Source organism: Streptomyces sp. NPDC002776 (assembly GCF_053592195.1).
Window position 1 is genome coordinate 199,673 of sequence record NZ_JBSFVG010000008.1, and the last position, 19,334, is coordinate 219,006.

The following is a 19,334-nucleotide window of genomic DNA, read 5'->3' on the forward strand; positions in this document are numbered from 1 at the left end:
AGAGTGCGCGGGAGTGGCCGGTCCTCGCTCTTGCCGAGGGCGCCCGCAGGCCCCACACCTCTCGAAGCCGTGTCGACGGCGGCTTGAGCGGCGGCTGGTGCGATCCCCGTCGAACAAGTCCCGCCGGTTTCTCAGAGCGCGGAAGGAAACCCTCCCTTGGCCACCGACCACCGACTCCCCCTGTTCTGCCTGGCCCACGCGGGCGGCAGCGCGCATCCGTACCTCCGGCTCGCCGCCGATCTGCCCGACCACGTCACCGTGGTCCCCCTCGAACTGCCCGGGCACGGAACCCGGGTACGCGAACCCCTGCTGCACGGCCTGTCCGCACTGACCGAGGAGGCGGTACGGCTGATCGGCGAGCGCCGGCACGAGCCGTACGCACTGTTCGGGCACAGCTTCGGCTCGCTCGTCGGCTACGAGACCGCCCGGGCGCTGACCGCCCGGGGCACCCCGCCGGAGCTGCTGCTGGTCTCCGGGCGCAACGGACCGACCGAGCCGCTGTCGCACCGCCCCTTCGCCCATCTGCCCGACGACGGCTTCGTCCAGGGGCTGCAGCGGATCGGCGGGCTGCCCGAGGCGCTGCTCGCCGAGCCGGAGCTGCTGAAGTTCTATCTGCCGGCCATCCGCACCGACCTGAAGGTCGTCGAGACCTACGCCCATGCCCCGGGCCCCCGGCTGACCGTTCCGGTGACCGCGTTCGCCGGGCGCAAGGACGTCCTGACCGATGCCTCGTCGATGGCCGCGTGGTCGCGGATCACCACCGGGGTCTTCGATCTGACGCTGGTCTCCGGCGGTCACTTCTTCCTCCAGGAACCGGAGTTCAGGGCCGCGCTGAGCGCCCGGCTGACCCGGTTCGCGGCCACCGCGAACCGTGTTCCGGCGGCCCGTGGGGCGGTCGCCCGAGCGGTTGCCGAGTGAACCTCAACCGCGAACACCCAGCATCACCGGCTGTACGGCTCTCCCCCCACGCCGAAGCCCGAGACCAACAGGAGGCCCCAGTGGCGGCGCTGTCCCATGAAGAGATCCGTCAGAGGATCAGCGAGTACATCGAGCAGCAGTTCCTCGGCGAGAGCGAGGTTTCGGAGCTGACGGACGAGACCCCGCTGCTGGAGTGGAGCGTCCTCACCTCCATGAACACCTCCCTGCTGCTCTCGTTCATCCGCACCGAGCTGGGGGTCGTCGTGCCCCCGACCCACATCACCGGCCGGAACTTCGCGAACCTGGCGGCCATCACGGACATGGTCCACTCCCTGGCCCCGCAGCCCGCTGCCTGAACCGACCGAAGGAAGAGAGAGCATCGTGGACGCACAATTCGACGTCGCAGTCATCGGCGGCGGCCCCGCGGGATCGACCGTGGCCTCGTACCTGGCCAAGGCCGGTCTGTCCGTGGCCGTGTTCGAGGCGGAGAACTTTCCTCGTGAGCACGTCGGCGAGTCCCTGGTCCCGGCCACCACCCCGGTGCTCCTGGAGATCGGGGCCATGGACAAGGTCGAGGCCGCCGGCTTCCCGAAGAAGTTCGGTGCCGCCTGGACCTCCGCCGAGGAACGCGACATCAACCACAACGGTTTCCGCGGCCTGAACCACGACTTCCGCGCCGCCGAGGTCCTGTTCAGCGAGCGTGACCAGGACGGCGTGGACCGGGACCACACCTTCCACGTCGACCGCAGCAAGTTCGACCACATCCTCCTCAAGCACGCCGAGGAGCTGGGCGCCAAGGTCTTCCAGGGCGTCCGGGTCGGCAAGGTCGACTTCGACGGCGAACTGCCGGTCGTGGAGGTGAAGGTCGGCTCCTCGTCGACGCACATCCCGGTCAAGATGGTCGTCGACGCCAGTGGCCGGCAGACCCGTCTGGGCAACCAGCTCAAGACCAAGATCCCGGACCCGGTCTTCAACCAGTACGCCGTGCACACGTGGTTCGACGGCCTGGACCGCAAGGCCCTCGCCGTCAACAAGGACCAGGCCGACTACATCTTCATCCACTTCCTCCCGGTGATCGACACCTGGGTGTGGCAGATCCCGATCACCGACACCATCACCTCGATCGGTGTCGTCAGCCAGAAGAAGCGGTTCCAGGAGTACGGCGGCGACCGCGAGAAGTACTTCTGGGAGACCGTGGCCTCCCGCCCCGAGCTGCTCGACGTGCTGAAGAACTGCGAGCAGGTCAAGCCCATGAAGACCGAGGGCGACTACAGCTACGGCATGAAGCAGATCGCCGGCGACAACTACGTCCTCATCGGGGACGCGGCCCGCTTCGTCGACCCGATCTTCTCCTCCGGCGTCTCCGTCGCGCTCAACAGCGCCCGGCTCGCGGCGAAGGACATCATCGCCGCCCACGAGGCCGGGGACTTCAAGCACGAGCGCTTCGCCGCCTACGAGGGCAAGCTCCGCAAGGCGGTGGGCTACTGGCACCGCTTCATCGAGGCCTACTACCGCCTCAACATCCTGTTCACCGCCTTCGTCCAGGACGACCGCTACCGGCTGGACATCCTCAAGATGCTCCAGGGCGACGTCTACGACGACGAGGAGCCGAAGGCGCTCTCCGCGATGTGGGAGATCATCGAGGCGGTCGAGAGCGACCCGACCCACCTGTGGCACCCGTACCTGGGTCAGCTGAGGTCCCCCACCGCCGCGCCCAGCTTCTGATCCACCCGGCCCTCCCCCAGCCGGGGGAGCAAGGAGCTGGAGCGCACAACCGGCCGCGTACCTTCTCCGGAGAAATCCGGGAAGGTACGCGGCCGGCACCGTTTTCGGCGCGAGCCGCGCGGGACGTCAGGCGGCACGCGCGTGCGCGATGACGGTGAGCAGGGCCCGGGGGGTCGGGGCGTCGGCGACGATCGTGTCGGGCAGCATCAGGCCGTACTCCCGCTTGAGCCGGCCGGTGACCTGGAGCAGGGCCAGCGAGTCGTAGCCGAGCCGGTAGAAGGGCGTGTCGACGACGTCCTCGGCCTCCAGGTCGATGCCCTCGGGGACGCCGGCGCTCTCGCTGAGCAGCCGGATCAGATCGGCGAGGGTGAAGCGGTCGGGGGATTCGGACATGGCCATGGGTGCCTCCTTGAGTGGGGGAACAGGTGTCGGGAGAAGAAGGGACGGAAGAAGAGGGCGGCGCGCGGGGGCCGACGGTTCAGAGCCGGCCGAGCAGCACGCCGAGCAGGCTCTGGTCCAGCGTGGTGTCGACGGCCGTGTCGGCCGCGGCGCCGAAGCCCTCGTCGCGCAGGGCGGCGCTCACCACGTAGTCGGACTCCAGGGCGTAGGTGCCGAAGCTCCACTCCGGGCCGGTGCCCGGGGAGCCGTCCGGCCGCTGGAGGCTGATGCGCGCGTCGTCGAGCGTGAAGCCGAACTCGGTGAACCGGAAGCGCAGCCCTTGGCCGATGGCCTTGCTGTACGCCTCCTTGAGCGTCCACAGCCGGACCAGGGCGCTGTTGCGGGTCTGTTCGGGCAGCGATTCCAGCAGCTCGCGCTCGTGCGGCGTGCACGCCTGGAACTCCACACCGGTGCCCACCATGGGGCGCTCGGCGCGCTCCACGTCCACGCCGAGCAGGCCGCGCCGGGTGACCCCGACGACCATGACCTCCTCGGTGTGGCTGAGGCTGATGTCGATCTGGTCGCAGCCGCGCAGGTACGGCCGGCCGCCCGGCTTGTACGCCAGGTCCACCGCCTCGGGGCTGCTGGCCAGCACCCGGGCCGCGGTGTGCTTGAGCAGCAGCCGGGAGGCGAGGAAGCCCTCCCGCACCCGGCGGTGGCTCAGCCGTTGGAAGCGGCCCCAGTCGCGGGGGCCGAGCAGCGGGCGCAGAACCCTTTCTCCAGTTTCCTCGGGAAGCCAGTCGGCGACCCTGCCGTAGGTCACCACGGTGCCGCGGGTGGCCAGGGGGCCGAGCACGTCGTCCCACTGGCCGTCGGGACCGGTCACGAGCACGGGGGCTCCGGCGCTGGGAGGGGCCATCAGACGGCCGCCTTCACCAGGCGGTCGCGCAGGTAGCCGACCAGGGAGCCCACGGACGTCATGCTGTCGACCATGTCGGGCAGGGAGAGTTCGCCGAGCTCCGGGACCGCCTGTTCGACGCGGTACTTCAGCTGCATGATGAGGACCGAGTCGAAGCCCAGGTCCTCCCTCAGCAGGGAGTCCGTGCCGACCTCGGCCACCGGATCGTCGATCACCCGCCGCACCGCCTGGACCACCGCGGAGATCAGATCGCCGGACGTGTCGTCGGCGTGTGTGTCGTCGGCGTGTGCGCGCATGGGCGGTTTCCTTCCGGTCAGGACTCTGCGAGGTTCGTCTCGTACAGGTCGTAGGAGCGCTTGAGCTCGTAGCGTTCGAGGACGGCCTCGAAGAGACGCCGTTCGACGGCCTCCTGAGGAGCCTTGGGGATGTCGAGCCCCAGCAGGGCGCCCAGCCGGTGCAGTGCGCCGGTGATCCACGCCGGGTCCGCGAGGAAGGTCCCGGGGCGGGCGTCGCGGTGCTCCCGCCAGACGCCGAGGCTCGCCGCCGCGGCGCAGACCAGGGCGTACCGGTCGGTGAGGGCCAGGGTGTCCGGCGTGGAGAGTCCTTCGCCGGGGGTCATCCTGGCGAACCGCCCGCGCAGCTTGCGGAGTTCGCCGAGGAAGGCGGTGACCAGCTCGCCGAGCTCGTCGCCGAGGCCGGCGCAGGCGCTCAGGACCGGGACGATGGGGTCGGCGATGCCCGCGGGTGCCAGGATGCCGAGATCGGCGGGCGGCAGGTCCTCCCAGGGCCGCAGCAGCGCGGCCGGCGGTTCGTCGTCCACCAGCCAGGAGGTGCGGGCCAGGTGCGGGAGCTGGGCGACCAGCATCGCCTGGCGGGCGGCGGTGCCCGCGTGGCCCTGGGCCAGCAGCGGCAGGTCGCGCGCCATGCGGCCGAAGGCGCCGTAGGGGCCCTTGCCGTCGAAGTAGGCCTCGCCCAGCACCGTGGACAGATCGTGCGCGGAGTCCTGCAGCAGCTTGGGCACGGTGTAGGCGGCGGCCGCGGCGCAGGCGCTCACCCGGTCGGGCAGCAGATGGATGCCGCGGGCGGCCGCCAGGGCGATGCTGTCGCTGATCAGCAGGTCCAGCAGGGCGCCGGTCAGCACCTCGCGCCCGTACGTCGACTTGAGCGGGCCGTAGGGGTCGTCGCCGCGGTTCTCCACGGCGAACCGGATGGCCGTGCGCAGCACGGTGTCGGCGGCGGCGATGAGCACCGAGGGCAGCAGGGCGCGGGTGACGACCGAGCAGCGGACGGCCAGCGCCATGCCCTGGCCGGGCTCACCGATCACGGCCTCCTCCGGCACCGGGCAGTCGGTGAACTCCAGGCCGCCGAACTCGCAGCCGTCCAGCCCGACGGTGCGGTACCGGTACCGGGTGCGCAGGGCGCCCGCGGGCAGGATCTCGCGGTCGATCAGCAGCGCCTCGTGGCTGCCGTCCCCGGTGCCGGCGATGACGGTGAGACCGCGGGCGCGGGAGTAGTTGAGTACGGCGGTCTTGGCGCCGTCCAGGCGTCGCCGGCCTTTCCTGGTGACGAGCGCGAACTCGTCGCGCACGAAGTCGTTGGCGTGTGCCACGGCGGGCCGGGCAACGGCGATCCTGCCCCCGCCGAGCAACAGGGCGGCGGTCCATTCACGCTGCGCCAGGTCACCGGCGGCCCACACGGGGGTGGAGGCGAAGTAGCAGTTGAGCCCGTAGCCGAAGCCGAGCGAGAGATCGCGCCTGCACGCGGGCCGCACCACCCGGCCGAGCCCGTCGATCCGCTCCAGCCGGCCGCCGGACTCCACCGGCACGAACTCCGCGCCGAACTCGCAGTCGTCCAGCATCCGTTCGGCCCGGGCGAGCGCCTCGCCGCCGAGCGCGGCCGTCCCCAAGGGAGCCAGCGTGCGCTCCAGTTCGTCCGTGCGGCTCCGGAGCCGCGCCTCGGCCGTGGTCGCACGCACAGATCGCTCCACCGGGTGTCACTCCTCGCGGTCCGTAGGGTCCGGTCAGTCCCCGTACGTCCGGCTACCACAACCACCCGCACGAGAACGGACCAAGCGTCCGCCGCACCGCTCAAGCCCTGGTGGACCGCCCCGCAGGCGCGCGGGGCGGCATATGCCCAGTTCAGGTTCCCGATTCCGGTTGCGATTCGGGGGGCGTCCGTAACCACGCCACCCTCGCGTCCGTCGGCGGGCCCGACCGCTCCTCGGGATCCCCGAGCGCCAGACAGTCCAGCGCCTGCCGCAACCGCTCCCGCTCCTCGTGCGGCGCCCCGACCCGCCCGTCGAGCAGCGACACCGCCCGGTGACCGTGCCGCCGGGCCTGTACCGCGAGCCCATGGCCGGGACCCACCTCAGCGCACAACAGCGCGCCGGTCGAGGTGAGTTGGCCGAGCGCCGCGTCCAGCAGCACCGGCTGGGACGGCTGCAGGGCCCAGAACTCGGGATCGACCGCCCGCTCGTTGCCGGGCAGGCCGCCCGCGCTCCCGGACAGCAGGGGCGTGTGCGGAGCCGCGTACACGGAGGCCTGGAACGCCGGCAACGTCTCCCGGCACGCCTGAGCCACCAGCGGTCCGTGCAGCCCCGCGGGCACCTGCACCCGCATCCAGGTCAGCCCGGCGACCTCCAGTGCCCGTCGCGTGGCCGCCAGCCCGAACTCCGAGCCGGACACCAGGGTCTGCCCGGGCCCGTTGGACGCGGCCACCACCGTGCCGCCCCGCAGGAAGGGCGTCACCGCGGGCGGTGCGGCGGCGACCGCGAGCGCTCCGCCCGCCGGTGCCCCGGCGAGCGCGTCCGCCTGCACGGCGACCAGGCGTACCGCGTCCGTCAGCGGCAGCACGCCGGTCTGGACAGCGGCCACCAGCTCGCCGACACTCTGACCGAGGACCGCGCCGGGGCGCAGGCCTCGGTCCCGCACCGTCTCGCTGAGCGCGTGGCAGACCGCGAACAGCAGCGGATGCACCTCGGCCACGGTGCGCAGCCGCTCACCGGAGGACCACAGTCGGTACAACCGTTCCCCGGCCGGGCCCAGCAGTTCCAACACGGTGTCCATCGCCGTGGTGAAGGCGGGCTCGTACCGGTACAGGCCGTAGGCCATGGCGGGGTACTGAGCTCCCGCACCGGGCAGGAGCAACGCGACCGGCGGCACCGGTACGTCAGTACCGGCCCGGCGCCCGCACCCGGAAGAGCGAGAGCGGCTGGTCCAGCCGTAGTTCGGAGGAGGAGTCGAGCAACGCCCCCTGGAGCGACTGCAGTTCGTAGCTCGGGTCGAGCCCGAGCTCCCCGGCGAGCACGTCCCGCAGCCGCTGGTAGACCTCCAGCGCGGTGGTGCGCCGCCCGGCCCGGTACAGCGCGAGCATCAGCTGGAGATGGATGCCCTCGTGCAGCGGGTGCCGTGCCGCGAGCCCGAACAGCTCGCCGATGATCTCGTGGTGGCGCCCGAGCAGCAGGTCCGCCTCGATGCGGCGGCACAGGATGCCCATCCGGGACTCCTCCAGGCGGGTCACCTCGACGTCCAGCACCCGCCCGCACTCCACGTCGGCGAGGGCCGGCCCGCGCCAGAGCGACAGGGCCTTGCGGAACAGGTCCGCCGCCGCCTCGTAGTCCCCCTTCTCCAGGGCCCGGTGACCGCCGCCGGAGAGCCGCTCGTACTCCCGGACGTCGACGGAACCGCCCTGGGTGTCGAGCAGATAGCCGCCGGGCTGGGTCACGAGGACGCTCTTCGCGCCCAGCGGCATGTCCAGCGATGGGCCTCCGATGGCGGAGGTGATAAGGTTCCGAAGTTGAAGTATGTACGTCTGCAGGGTTGTTGCGACGCTGGGTGGTGGGGTCTCGCCCCAGACCTCCTCCACCAGCATCCCTACGGAGACGGGACGGTCAGGGTTGAGGGCCAGTACCGCGAGAACCTTGCGTGGCTTGACCGCGGAAGGCACCACAGACTTGCCGGTCTGCATCAATCTGCATGCGCCGAGCACTTCGATGTCCATCGGCATCCTCTCTGTAGCCTGCACTCCGCTGCTGAGGTTCCGCAGCATGGATTCGCTCGGTGATGTGATGGTTACGTGATGGTCCGGTGAGCGTCTGGAGAAGGACTCAACTCGGACTCAAGTCGGCCTGGAACGCCGGTACGCGCGGATACAGCGGCCGGATTCCACCGCTCCGCAGCAGCCCGCGCATGGCCGAGCGCTGGAGCTTCCCACTGGTGGTACGCCGTACCACGCCCGGCCGGACGAGCAGGATCACCGCGTCGGGGATGCCGAACTCCCCGTCGAGATGGGTCTGTACGGACTCGGCGAGCGACGGCAGTTCGCCGTCGAGGACGCCGTTCTCGCGCACCTCCTGGATCACGATGAGCCGGTCGCGTTCCGGCCCCGTGGTGACGGCCGCGGTCACCCCGAACAAGGGGTGCAGGCCCTGGACCGAGGTCTCGATGTCCTCCGGCGCGACATCCACCCCGTTGACGACGACGCCTTCCTTGAGCCGTCCGATCACGAACAGCTCGCCGTGTTCGTCCACGGCTCCCAGGTCGCCGCTACGCAAAAACGATCCGTCATGAGCGGACGTGATCGCCCCGAAACTCTCCTCGGTCTCGGCTCGGCGCCGCCAGTAGCCCGGCGCGACGCTCTCGCCGCGGACCCAGATCTCGCCCACCCGCCCCGGCTCCAGTACCTGCCGGGTCTCCGGGTCGACGATCCGTATCTCCACCCCGCGCGGCCGTCCGACCCCGACCAGGGTCCGGCTGCGGGAGCCGTTCACCGGTGCGGCCATCCGGCCGGCGGCGAGCGCGGCGGGATCCACCGCGCGCTCCACCGGACGCCGTCCCGGGATGCCGCCCGACACCAGCAGGGTCGCCTCGGCGAGCCCGTACGCCGGGTAGAACGCCTGGGGCCGGAACCCGGCCGGGGCGAACCGTTCCGCGAAGGCGGCCATGGTGGCCTCCCGCACGGGCTCGGCGCCGTTGACGGCGACCTGCCAGGAGGACAGGTCGAGCCGTGCGACCTCCTCGTCCGTCGCCGCCCGCACACACATGTCGTACGCGTAGTCGGGGCCGCCGGACAGGGTGATGCCGTACGTCTGGATCATCCGCAGCCAGCTGAGCGGCCGTGCGGCGAAGGTGGTGGCGGGCATGAGCACGCCTCGGGCGCCGACGTGGAGCGGGTGCAGCAACTGCCCCACCAGGCCCATGTCGTGGTACGGCGGCAGCCAGCCGCCGATCACCGCGTGCTCGTCCGTGCCGAGCGCCCGGGCGATGGCCTCCTGTCCGGCCAGCAGGTTCCGCTGGCTGATCACGACGCCCTTCACCTGGGTCACGGACCCGGACGTGTACTGGATGAGGGCGATGTCGTCGTCGGACGACACCGTCGGCCGCCAGTCCTCGGGGTCCGGCAGGGCCGCCCGGTCCGCCGCGAGGCAGACCAGGTCGCTGCCCGCGAAGAGCCGGGACAGCTCCGCCGCCACCGCGGAGTCGGCGAGGGCCAGGCCCACGTCGGCGTCCTTGGCGACGGCTGTCAGCCGGCGCACATTGCGCCCGCCGTCCAGCGGGGACGGACAGGGCACCGCGGTGGCTCCGGCGTAGAAACAGCCGAGCAGCGCGGCGATCTGCAGCGGGCCCTCGCTGTGCGGCAGCAGGACGCGCTGTCCCGCCCCGCCCCGCGACTGGACCCAGGCCGCCAACTGCCGTGCCTGGCGGTCGAGTTCACCGTAGGTCAGAGTCCGGGCCGGTGATCCCGGCCCACGGTGGGCGGGCGGCTCGGCGCCGACGAAGCTGAAGGCCTCGCGGCTGGGATCCGCCGCCTCCAGGCGACGCCGTAATGCGCCAAGAAAACCACCCATTTCGAACCGCCCCCGTTCGACTCAATGGCGCGAAGCTAACGGCCGATGCTCGAGAAACGCATGACCTCACCTCGACACCCAGACGGGTGTCGGCCGTCTGAGACCGCATCATAACGAGGGAAGATGCCGTCGCGGTACGGGTAATTCATGACGTGTTGAGGAACCGATCCGGTCGGATCCTGTCCTCGATTCCTGACCGCACCCGTGCTGAACTTGGCAAGTATCGCTCGGAGTCCGGCCGTCCGGATCCGAACGGAGCGCCGAAACTCGCGACTTCGCCGCGATTGAGGCCGTCTTCGATCTCCACCGGGGGGCCGGAGGGGTTCAAGAACCTGCTGAGCCGCGCTGCAGCGCGGGCGACGGCCCTCGCCCGGGACCCCGGACCGCGTTCGGGATATGGATCATTGCCCGTTCAACTGACTTGAAACACAGTGGAGTTGAGGCGCACGGGAAGTGACGGCCCGGTCTCACCGGCAGCCGATCCACCGGGTCTCCAGGCATCCCCCAACCCTCCTCAAGACCGTTCGACCAGGTTGAGTGGCGGCACGCCAACGTCCCGTGGCGAGGAGGCAGCGCCCATGTCCGGCTCGTTACCCAGCCCCACCGGCCCGTCCGGCGACGTGCGCAAGGCCGCCGACCTCGCCGCCCAGCACGCGACCGACGCCGATCTCGCCCGGCGGCTGCCCGGCGAGGTGGTGGACGCCCTGGTCGCGGCGGGTTTCGCGCGGCACTTCGTGCCGGTCCGCTGGGGCGGGCGGGCCGGTGGTTTCGAGGAACTGCTGGACACCGTGGCCCTGGTGGGCGAGGGCTGCACCTCGGCCGCCTGGATCGCCACCGTCACCTCCGGCGCCGCCCGGATGGGCGCCTGTCTGCCCGAGGAAGGACAGAGCGAACTCTGGTCCGGCGGCGCCGACACGCTCGTCGTGGGAGCGCTCAACCCCACCGGACGGGCGACCGCCGTCCCCGGCGGCTGGCGCCTCACCGGACAGTGGCCGCTGGTCAGCGGCGTGGACTTCGCCGACTGGACCCTGGTGTGCGCACTGGCCCCCGCCGGCGAGCGGGAGACCGCCCTGTTCCTCGCCGTGCCGCGCCGCGACTACCGGGTCGCGGACACCTGGTTCAACGTCGGCATGCGGGCGACGGGCAGCAACACGCTGATCGCGGACGAGGTCTTCGTCCCCGCGCACCGCTCCGTCCCGCGCGACGACATCTGGCAGGGCCGTGCCGTCGGCTCCGCCGCGCGGTGCCACACCGCCCCGCTGCGGGCGGTCAGCGGACCGCTGTTCGCCGCCCCGGCGCTCGGCGCGGCGCGCGCGGCCGTGCGGGCCTGGTCGGCACGGGCGTTGGCCCGGCCCGGACCTGCGGCGCAGGGCGTACTGGCCCGCGCCGAGGGCGACATCGAGGGCGCGGCCCTGCTGCTGCGCCGGGTGGCGCGCACGGCCGACGAGGGCTGCTTCGGCGAGGACGAGCGGACCAGGGCGCCGCGGGACTGCGCGCTCGCCGCGGACCACCTCGTCGACGCGGTGGAACGCCTCTTCCGCTCGGCCGGCTCCGGCGCGCAGGCGCAGGACGACCCGCTCCAGCGCGTCTGGCGCGATGTGCACTGCGTGGCGAGCCACGCCGCCCTGCGCCTGGACACCGCGGGCCACGCCCACGGCGGCCGGCTGCTGGGGACCGCGTGAAGCGGCACCCCGGCCCCCTCCCACACCGAGAAAGGGTGACCGAGTTGCACTCAGAGACCGCCCCGCCCCCGACCGGGTCGTCGGCCCGTCCGTTCGCCGACCCCGGCCTCTACGCGGAGATCACCCAGTTCTACGCCTGGCACATGGCGCTGATGGACGACCGCGAGCCGGACGCCTGGGCCGACGCCTACACCGAGGACGCGGTGTTCGAGGAACCGGGACGCACCGACGCGCTCCGCGGCCGGGAGGCCATCCGGGCCTCGATCACCCGGCGCGCGGCGGAACTCGCCGAGGCGGGCGTCGTCATGCGGCACTGGATGAGCAACCTGATGGTCACCCCGTTGCCGGACGGCACGCTGCGCGCCCAGTACTACTCGCTGGCGATGCGGGCGCCGCGTGGACAGCGGCCGGACATCTTCGCGCACGTGGTCTGCCGGGACGTGCTGGTACGGGAGGGCGGCCAGTGGTTCATCCGCCACCGGCACATCGGCATCGACGCCTTAGAGCACTGAATCCGGCCCCGGCCCCGCCCCGGCCGGTCCCATGCGACAGGAGTGGACCTTGCGTATCGGAATCGTCTTCTTTCCCACGGTGGGTCCGGCCGACAGGCCGGCCGACCAGTATTTCGACGAATGCCTGCGGCTCGTCGACCTGGCGGAGGAACTGGGCTACGACCACGTCAAGATAGTCGAGCACTACTTCTTCACCTACGGCGGATACAGCCCCGACGCCACCACATTCCTCGCCGCGGCGGCGGGCCGGACCCGGCGTATCCGGCTCGGCACCAGCGCCACCATTCCGGCGTTCCAGCACCCGGTGAAACTGGCCGGGAAACTCGCCATGCTGGACAACCTCTCCCAGGGACGTCTCGACGCGGCTTTCGGCCGGGCTTTTCTGCCCGACGAGTTCGAGGCGTTCGGCATTCCGATCGACGAAAGCCGCAGGCGCTTCACCGAGAACGTGGCGGCCATTCAGAAGCTGTGGTCGGAGGAGAACGTGGTGTGGGACGGGGAGTTCCACCGGTTCGGCCCCGTGACCCTGCTGCCGCGGCCGGTGCAGCAGCCGCACCCGCCGGTGTTCGTGACTACCGCGCAGAGCCTGGACTCCGTCGCCGACGCCGCCCGCCGCGGCCACCATCTCCAGACGGTCCCCAACGCCATGTCCCGGGAGGGACTCGAGGAGCGGCTGCGGCTCTTCCGCGCGGAGTGGGCGGGGACCGGCGCACCGCGCATCCACCTCAGCTATCCGACCGTGGTGAGCGAGGACGCGGAGCGGGCGCGCGCGGCGGGGCGGGCGGACGACGAGGCCAACACGGTGTCGTTCCGGGCCGCGGTCGAGTCCTGGCGGAAGGTGTCGAGCACGGCGTATCCCGGTTACGGCAAGCTCGCCGAGAAGCTGTCCCGGGGCTCGGACTTCGAGGCCAAGGTGGACGCGAACAAGCTGCTGGTCGGCACGCCGGACGCGGTGCGGGGCCAGCTGGAGACCATCGCCGGGTGGTACGGCGACGACATCACCCTCAGCCTGGGCGTCCACTCGGGCCATCTGTCCTACGAGGACGCGGCCGGCACGCTGCGTCTGCTGGCCGAGAAGGTGCTGCCCGGACTGTCCCCGCTCCAGGCCGCCTGAACAAGGCGGTGCCGTCCCGGGGCGGGTTTGCCCGGGACGGCACGGCCGTGCCCGACGGTCCGCTCACACGCCGAGCGCCGCGCGGTCGAGCAGCGGCTCCCACCAGGACGGATTGTCCCGGTACCAGGCCACGGTGGCGGCCAGTCCCCGCTCGAAGGGGATCGCGGGCCGGTAGCCCAGCTCGTGGCGGATCTTGTCGATGGCCAGTGAGTACCGGCGGTCGTGCCCTTTGCGGTCCTCGACCGGGCGCACCCGCTCCCAGCCCGCGCCACAGGCCTCCAGCAGCAGGCCGGTCAGCTCACGGTTGGTCAGCTCGGTGCCGCCGCCGATGTGGTAGACCTCCCCCGCGCGGCCGCCGCGCAGCACCAGCTCGATACCGGCGCAGTGGTCGTCGACGTGCAGCCAGTCGCGTACGTTGCCGCCGTCGCCGTAGAGCGGAACGTCCTGTCCGGCCAGCAGCCGGGTCACGAACAGGGGGATGACCTTCTCCGGGAACTGGTGCGGCCCGTAGTTGTTGGAGCACCGGGTCACCACCACGTCCAGCCCGTGGGTGCGGTGATGGGCGAGGGCCAGCAGATCGGAGCCGGCCTTGCTCGCGGCGTAGGGCGAGTTGGGCGCGAGCGGCTGGTCCTCGCGCCAGGACCCGGCCGGGATCGAGCCGTACACCTCGTCGGTGGAGACGTGCACGAAGCGGCCGAGCCGGTGGGCGCGCGCGGCGTCGAGCAGGACGGCCGTGCCGGTGACGTTGGTCGTGACGAAGGGCAACACCCCGTGGATCGAGCGGTCGACGTGGGACTCAGCAGCGAAGTGCACCACCGCGTCATGGCCGGGCAGGACCGAGTGGACCAGTTCCACGTCCCGGATGTCCCCCTGGACGAAGGTGAATCCGGGATGCTCCGCCACCGCCCGCAGATTGGTGAGCGTGCCCGAGTAGGTGAGCGCGTCCAGTACGGTGACTTTCGGATCCGGGATCTTCGGATATCGTCCGGAGAGTAAATTGCGCACGAAATGGGAGCCGATGAAACCGGCGCCGCCGGTCACGAGAATCCTCATGTCCGGAGACTGGGGTCCGGTACTCGATGTGCGGTGGTGCTGCGCTCGGACAGCACTGGATCTCGGCTGTTTCCGTGTGTACTGCGGGAGTTCCCTGTGCCTATGCTGCCGGATATGCGCGGCATACTTCTCGCCGGTGGCACGGGGTCGCGTTTACGGCCCCTCACCCAGGCGGTTTCCAAGCAGCTCATGCCAGTGTTCAACAAACCGATGATCTATTACCCGTTGACCACCCTCATCAATGCGGGTGTCCAGGACATCCTGATCATCACGACACCCCATGAGAAGGAACAGTTCCAGCGGCTTCTGGGCGATGGCTCGCAATGGGGGCTCCGGCTGGAGTACGCCACTCAGGACCGCCCCGAGGGGATCGCGCAGGCCTTTCTGATCGGGGCCGGATTCATCGGCGACGATCCGGTCGCGCTGATCCTGGGCGACAACATCTTCCACGGCGTCGGGCTGGGCACCCAGTTGCGCGCCAGGCGGGACATCACGGGCGGCCATGTCTTCGCCCACCAGGTGAAGGACCCCACCGCCTACGGCGTGATCGAGTTCGACGACCGGGGCAGGGCGACGTCGATCGAGGAGAAGCCGGCCGTCCCCAAGTCCCCCTACGCGGTGCCGGGCCTGTACTTCTACGACAACGACGTCCTCGGCATCGCCCGCGCGCTGCGCCCCTCCGCCCGGGGTGAGCTGGAGATCTCCGACGTGAACGCGGAGTACATCCGGCGCGGGCAGCTGCACGTCACCGTGCTGGAGCGGGGCACGGCCTGGCTCGACACCGGCACCTTCACCTCGCTCATGCAGGCCGGCGAGTTCGTCCGGGTCCTGGAGGCGCGGCAACGGCTGATGATCGGCTGTGTGGAGGAGGCCGCCTGGCGCGCCGGGCTCATCGACGACGACCGGCTCGCACAGCTCGCCGAGCCGCTCCTGCCGAGCGGATACGGCACGTACCTGCTCGAACTCCTGCAGCCCAGCGGGGCGTTCAGCGCGACTCCGACTGCCGCAGCCGACCTCTAGGAGGCACCGTGCAGATCAGAGCTCTGTCGATCGAGGGGCTGTGGGAGGTGACTCCCCAGCAGCACCAGGACGCCCGGGGCCGCTTCATGGAGTGGTACCGCTTCGACCGGCTCGCCGAGGCGGTCGGGCATCCGCTGGAGCTGCGGCAGGCGAACCTCGCGGTCTCCTCGCTCGGTGTGGTGCGCGGGATCCACTTCGCCGATGTGCCGCCCGGCCAGGCCAAGTTCGTGACCTGCCCGGCCGGTGCGGTCCTCGACGTGATCGTCGACATGCGGGAGGGCTCCCCGACGTTCGGGCGCTGGGAGGCGGTACGGCTGGACGGGGACACCCGCAAGGCGGTGTACATCGCGGAGGGCCTGGGGCACGGCTACTGCGCGCTGACCGACTCGGCCACCGTCGCCTACCTCTGCTCGTCGGTCTACGCCCCCGAGCGGGAACGGGCCGTGCACCCCATGGACCCCGACCTGGACATCGACTGGCCGGCGCTCGGCGAGCCACTGCTGTCCGAGCGCGACGCGGGCGCGCCCACCCTCAAACAGCTCGCCGAGGAAGGGCTGTTGCCCGACTACGACGCCTGCCGGCGTTTCACCGCGAGCCTGGACGCCGGCGCCGCGGCCGCCGGGAAGGGAGCACCCTCATGAGCGCGCCCGCAGGAACGGCACCCGGCGAGGTGCACGAGGTGGAGCACCGGGCCGAGGTCGCCGCGCCGGCCGCTCTGGTGTACCGGCTGCTCGCCGACGTCGCCCACTGGCCGCGGCTCTTCCCGAACATCGCGCACATGGAGCGGTTCTCCGGCGACGGCACCCGCGAACGCGTCGGTGTCTGGCTGATCTCGGGCGACCGGGTCTTCCCGTGGGTGGCCCTGCGAACCCTGCGCCCCGGGGAACTGCGGGTCGACTACCGGCAGGAGACGACCCAGGCGCCGGTGGCGGACATGGGCGGCTCCTGGATCGTGGAACCGCTGTCGGAGCGCACCTGCCGGGTGCGGCTGCTGCACGACTGCCGGCCGGCCTCGGACGAGGCGGCAGTCCTGGAGTTCATCGCCGACACCCTGGACCGCAACAGCACCGCCGAGCTGGCCGCGTTCAAGGAGGCGGCCGAGCGGGAGGCCGCCGACGAGCGGCTGGTCGTCGAGATCGAGGACACCGCGCGGATCGACGGCTCGGTCGCGGACGTGTACGAGTTCCTGGCGGACGCGGCGGCCTGGCCCGGCCGCATCCCGCACATCGTGTCCGTGGACGCGCGCGACGGCGGCGAGAACGTGCAGTTGCTGGACTGGGTCACGCACACCGAACGCGGGGTGGACCACCCCTCCAAGGTCGTCCGCGTGTGCTTCCCGCCCGAGCGGATCGCGTACCGGCATCTGCTGATCCCGCCGCTCGCCGCGGTGCACACCGGCTGCTACACCGTGACGGCGGACGGGGACGGGACGCTCGTCTCCTCCCGGCACACCGTGGTCCTGGCCCAGGGCGGCGTCCCCGATGTGGCGGAGGCCGGTGCCTTCACCCGCCGGGCGCTGAGCACCAGCAGCCGCCAAGTGCTGGCCCGTGCGCGGGAGTTCGCGGAGCGGCGACGGCACGGCGGGTGAGGACGCGGGAGCGGTCAGCCGACGGTGAGCACCACCTTGCCGCGCACATGGCCGCCCTCGACCTCGCGATGCGCCTCGGCGGCGGCCGTCAGCGCATGCGCGGAGCTGACCGGCAGCACCAGGTCGCCCGCCGCCGCCAGCTCCGCAAGTTCGGCGAGGATCCCGGCCGAACGGGCGCCCCGCAGCCGTACGATGCCGTGCTCGTCGGCCGCCTTCTGGTCCACGGTCGTACCGATCCGGGACCGGTCGGGGACCAGTTCCAGGGACGCCTGCACCGCCTCCCCGCCGACCGCGTCGAGCACCACGTCCACGCCCTCGGGGGCGAGGGCCCGTACCCGCTCGGCGAGTCCGTCGCCGTACACGGCCGGTTCCGCGCCCAGGGACCGCAGGTAGGCGTGGTTGCGCTCGCTCGCCGTGCCGATGACCCGCGCGCCGAGGCGCCGGGCGAGCTGGACCGCGACGGTGCCCACTCCCCCGGCCGCGGCGTGCACCAGCAGGGTGTCGCCGGGCCCGACCTTCAGCTCCCGCAGCGCGTTGTACGCGGTCTGCCCCACGGCGGACAGGGCGCCGGCCACCTCCCAGGACAGCGCGCCGGGCTTGGCGGTGACCGAGCCGGCGGGGACCGTGAGGACCTCGGCGTAGGCGGCCATCGCGGTGAAGCCCAGCACCTCGTCGCCCACGGCGAGGCCGGTGACGTCCGTGCCGACCTGGTCGACCACCCCCGCGAACTCGTTGCCGAGCCGCTGCGGGAAGGTCACCGGGACCATGCCCGCGAAGTCACCGCGCCGCAGCTTCACATCGACCGGATTGACCCCGGCGGCGCGGACCCGGACCCGCACCTCCCCGGGTCCCGCGACCGGTTCCTCCAACTCCAGGGGGCGCAGCACCTCGGGACCTCCGTACGCGGCGAACGCCATTGCCGTGGCCATGCGGTCTTCCTCCCGTTGGACTTCCGGTCAGTCTCTTCCCAACCACCCTACGATGCTTGGCAGTTGAGACACTTGAGGGCGTCTCGGAAACGGGGGAAGGCCATGGCCGAGCAGGACACCGGCGACAAGCTGGACGCGCGTCTGGTGCGACTCGGGGCGGTCATCGTCTGCGGCGCGTTCCTCTCGGCGATGGACGCCACCATCGTCTCGGTGTCGCTGGACAGCGTCGGCCGGGACTTCTCCGCCCCGCTCTCCTCGCTCCAGTGGGTGGCGGCCGGGTATCTGCTCGCGCTCGCCATGGTCGTCCCGGTCACCGGCTGGGCGGCGGAGCGCTTCGGCGCCCGGCGCATGTGGCTGTCCGCGCTCGCGCTGTTCGTCGCGGCCTCCGCCCTGTGCGGCGCGGCCTGGTCGGTGGAGAGCCTGATCGCCTTCCGGCTGTTGCAGGGCCTGGGCGGCGGGCTCATCCCGCCGCTCGCCCAGATCCTGCTGGTACGGGCCGCCGGGCCGCGGCGGATCGGCCGGGTGATGACGCTGGTGAGCGTGCCCACGCAGCTCGCGCCGATCGTCGGGCCGAGCGTGGGCGGACTGCTGGTCCACGACCTGGGCTGGCGCTGGATCTACTGGATCAACCTGCCGCTCGGCGCCGTCGCCCTGGCGTTCGCCTGGCGCGCCCTGGAGAAGGACACCCCCGCTCCCGGTGAACGGCCCCGCCTCGATGTGCTCGGGCTGCTGCTGCTCTCCCCCGGTCTGACCGCGCTGCTGTACGGGCTGTCCGTGCTGGAGGAGTCCGAGGGTGGCTTCGGCTCCGGGCGGGTGCTGGCCTGCGTCGGCGGCGGGGCGGCGCTGATGGCGGTGTTCGTCGTCCGGGCGCTGCGGCAGCGGGCCCTGCCCCCGGTCGTCGACCTCCGGCTGTTCGGCAACCGGGCGTTCGCGCTCTCGTCCGGGCTGCTGTTCCTGCTCGGCGCCACCCTGTTCGGCGCCATGTTCCTGCTGCCCCTGTACTACCAGCAGGTGCAGGGCCACGACGCGCTGCGGGCCGGGCTGCTGCTGGCCCCCCAGGGCGCCGGCACGGTGATCGCGCTCGCCCTCGCCGGAGCGCTGGTGGACCGTTTCGGGCCGCGCTGGATCGTGCTCACGGGCATCGCGCTGACCGTCCTGGGCACCCTCGCCTTCACCGGGGCCGGACCCGGCAGCGGCGACGCCGTGCTGACCGGCTCACTGGTCCTGCGCGGGCTCGGCCTGGGCGCCGTGGCCACGCCGCTGACCGCCTGCGCCTACCGCTCGCTGACCAAGGAGGCCGTGCCCCGGGCCGCCCCCGCGCTGGTCATCGTGCAGCGCACCGGCGGCTCCCTCGGTACGGCCGCCCTGGCCGTCCTGCTCCAGGGGCGGCTCGGCCGGGCGGAGGGCGCGGGCGAGCCGTCCGCCGCGGCCGTCGCCGACGCGTTCGGCACCACGTTCTGGTGGACCGCCGGGCTCAGTGCGGTGGCCCTCGTCCCGGCGCTGTTCCTGCCCGGCCGGCCCCGCGACGCCGGGGAGCCGGGCGCCCCGGGGACGGACGACGGCTCCAGCCCCGCGTCAGCGGATTTCGAGCGGCGGCCGTAAGGCTGCGCACCCGCGTCATTCCGGAGCGGGGCCCCACCCGCGTCCTTCC

Annotated in this window: 19 protein-coding genes; 10 read left to right on the forward strand and 9 right to left on the reverse strand. The window is 71.8% G+C overall.

Annotation, left to right across the window (positions count from 1 at the left end):
• The first annotated feature begins 156 nt into the window (after positions 1-156).
• The 3 genes from ACWD11_RS18520 (at position 157) to ACWD11_RS18530 (ending at position 2,643) form a co-directional block, all read left to right on the forward strand.
• On the forward strand, positions 157-918 hold the full coding sequence (locus ACWD11_RS18520) for a thioesterase II family protein (protein WP_389419983.1): 762 nt from the start codon (positions 157-159) through the stop codon (positions 916-918).
• An 80-nt stretch (positions 919-998) separates the two neighbouring features.
• Positions 999-1,274, forward strand: a complete 276-nt coding sequence (locus tag ACWD11_RS18525) for an acyl carrier protein (protein ID WP_250071219.1) — start codon at positions 999-1,001, stop codon at positions 1,272-1,274.
• A gap of 25 nt (positions 1,275-1,299) precedes the next feature.
• Positions 1,300-2,643, forward strand: coding sequence for an NAD(P)/FAD-dependent oxidoreductase (locus ACWD11_RS18530; RefSeq protein WP_389419984.1), 1,344 nt, complete (start codon positions 1,300-1,302; stop codon positions 2,641-2,643).
• 126 nt (positions 2,644-2,769) lie between these two features.
• Here the strand turns inward: ACWD11_RS18530 and ACWD11_RS18535 are convergent, their stop codons facing one another.
• The 7 genes from ACWD11_RS18535 to ACWD11_RS18565 form a co-directional block, all read right to left on the reverse strand.
• On the reverse strand, positions 2,770-3,042 hold the full coding sequence (locus ACWD11_RS18535) for an acyl carrier protein (RefSeq protein WP_389419985.1): 273 nt from the start codon (positions 3,040-3,042) through the stop codon (positions 2,770-2,772).
• A gap of 79 nt (positions 3,043-3,121) precedes the next feature.
• On the reverse strand, positions 3,122-3,940 hold the full coding sequence (locus tag ACWD11_RS18540) for a 4'-phosphopantetheinyl transferase family protein (RefSeq protein ID WP_389419986.1): 819 nt from the start codon (positions 3,938-3,940) through the stop codon (positions 3,122-3,124).
• The gene (locus tag ACWD11_RS18545) at positions 3,940-4,236 is read right to left on the reverse strand and encodes an acyl carrier protein (RefSeq protein WP_389419987.1); all 297 of its coding nucleotides are present in this window, start codon (positions 4,234-4,236) and stop codon (positions 3,940-3,942) included. The genes ACWD11_RS18540 and ACWD11_RS18545 overlap by 1 nt, the downstream gene beginning before the upstream one ends.
• Before the next feature lie 17 nt (positions 4,237-4,253).
• Entirely contained in the window at positions 4,254-5,915 is a 1,662-nt protein-coding gene (locus ACWD11_RS18550; protein ID WP_389419988.1) for an acyl-CoA dehydrogenase family protein, read from the reverse strand.
• Between the two features lie 163 nt (positions 5,916-6,078).
• Positions 6,079-7,101 (reverse strand): acyltransferase domain-containing protein, encoded by a 1,023-nt coding sequence (locus ACWD11_RS18555; protein WP_451284112.1) that lies wholly within the window; start codon positions 7,099-7,101, stop codon positions 6,079-6,081.
• Positions 7,102-7,108: 7 nt separating this feature from the next.
• Positions 7,109-7,939 (reverse strand): AfsR/SARP family transcriptional regulator, encoded by an 831-nt coding sequence (locus ACWD11_RS18560; protein WP_389419990.1) that lies wholly within the window; start codon positions 7,937-7,939, stop codon positions 7,109-7,111.
• 106 nt (positions 7,940-8,045) lie between these two features.
• Positions 8,046-9,785, reverse strand: coding sequence for a fatty acyl-AMP ligase (locus ACWD11_RS18565; RefSeq protein ID WP_451284114.1), 1,740 nt, complete (start codon positions 9,783-9,785; stop codon positions 8,046-8,048).
• A 578-nt stretch (positions 9,786-10,363) separates the two neighbouring features.
• On the opposite strand from ACWD11_RS18565, the gene ACWD11_RS18570 reads away from it, so the two are divergent.
• From ACWD11_RS18570 to ACWD11_RS18580, 3 genes are read left to right on the forward strand one after another with little or no spacing between them, the layout of a single operon-like run.
• Positions 10,364-11,467, forward strand: a complete 1,104-nt coding sequence (locus tag ACWD11_RS18570; RefSeq protein WP_451284116.1) for a hydrolase — start codon at positions 10,364-10,366, stop codon at positions 11,465-11,467.
• A gap of 44 nt (positions 11,468-11,511) precedes the next feature.
• Entirely contained in the window at positions 11,512-11,979 is a 468-nt protein-coding gene (locus ACWD11_RS18575) for a nuclear transport factor 2 family protein (protein WP_451284118.1), read from the forward strand.
• A 49-nt stretch (positions 11,980-12,028) separates the two neighbouring features.
• The gene (locus tag ACWD11_RS18580) at positions 12,029-13,093 is read left to right on the forward strand and encodes an LLM class flavin-dependent oxidoreductase (RefSeq protein ID WP_451284120.1); all 1,065 of its coding nucleotides are present in this window, start codon (positions 12,029-12,031) and stop codon (positions 13,091-13,093) included.
• Between the two features lie 63 nt (positions 13,094-13,156).
• On the opposite strand, the gene rfbB is transcribed toward ACWD11_RS18580, so the two are convergent.
• Positions 13,157-14,146 (reverse strand): dTDP-glucose 4,6-dehydratase, encoded by a 990-nt coding sequence (gene rfbB / locus ACWD11_RS18585; protein WP_451284122.1) that lies wholly within the window; start codon positions 14,144-14,146, stop codon positions 13,157-13,159.
• Between the two features lie 114 nt (positions 14,147-14,260).
• Here rfbB and rfbA point away from each other — a divergent pair, with 114 nt between their 5' ends.
• The 3 genes from rfbA to ACWD11_RS18600 are packed head-to-tail and all read left to right on the forward strand — an operon-like array spanning position 14,261 to position 16,754.
• Positions 14,261-15,166 (forward strand): glucose-1-phosphate thymidylyltransferase RfbA, encoded by a 906-nt coding sequence (rfbA, locus tag ACWD11_RS18590; RefSeq protein WP_389419996.1) that lies wholly within the window; start codon positions 14,261-14,263, stop codon positions 15,164-15,166.
• A 14-nt stretch (positions 15,167-15,180) separates the two neighbouring features.
• Positions 15,181-15,807, forward strand: a complete 627-nt coding sequence (locus ACWD11_RS18595; RefSeq protein ID WP_389420089.1) for a dTDP-4-dehydrorhamnose 3,5-epimerase family protein — start codon at positions 15,181-15,183, stop codon at positions 15,805-15,807.
• The gene (locus ACWD11_RS18600; RefSeq protein ID WP_389419997.1) at positions 15,804-16,754 is read left to right on the forward strand and encodes an aromatase/cyclase; all 951 of its coding nucleotides are present in this window, start codon (positions 15,804-15,806) and stop codon (positions 16,752-16,754) included. The genes ACWD11_RS18595 and ACWD11_RS18600 overlap by 4 nt, the downstream gene beginning before the upstream one ends.
• A gap of 14 nt (positions 16,755-16,768) precedes the next feature.
• Here the strand turns inward: ACWD11_RS18600 and ACWD11_RS18605 are convergent, their stop codons facing one another.
• Complete coding sequence (locus ACWD11_RS18605; protein WP_389419998.1) at positions 16,769-17,683, reverse strand: NADP-dependent oxidoreductase; 915 nt, start codon at positions 17,681-17,683, stop codon at positions 16,769-16,771.
• Between the two features lie 102 nt (positions 17,684-17,785).
• Between ACWD11_RS18605 and ACWD11_RS18610 the strand changes: the two genes are divergently transcribed.
• Positions 17,786-19,285, forward strand: coding sequence for an MDR family MFS transporter (locus ACWD11_RS18610; RefSeq protein ID WP_451284125.1), 1,500 nt, complete (start codon positions 17,786-17,788; stop codon positions 19,283-19,285).
• The last annotated feature ends 49 nt before the right edge of the window (positions 19,286-19,334 follow it).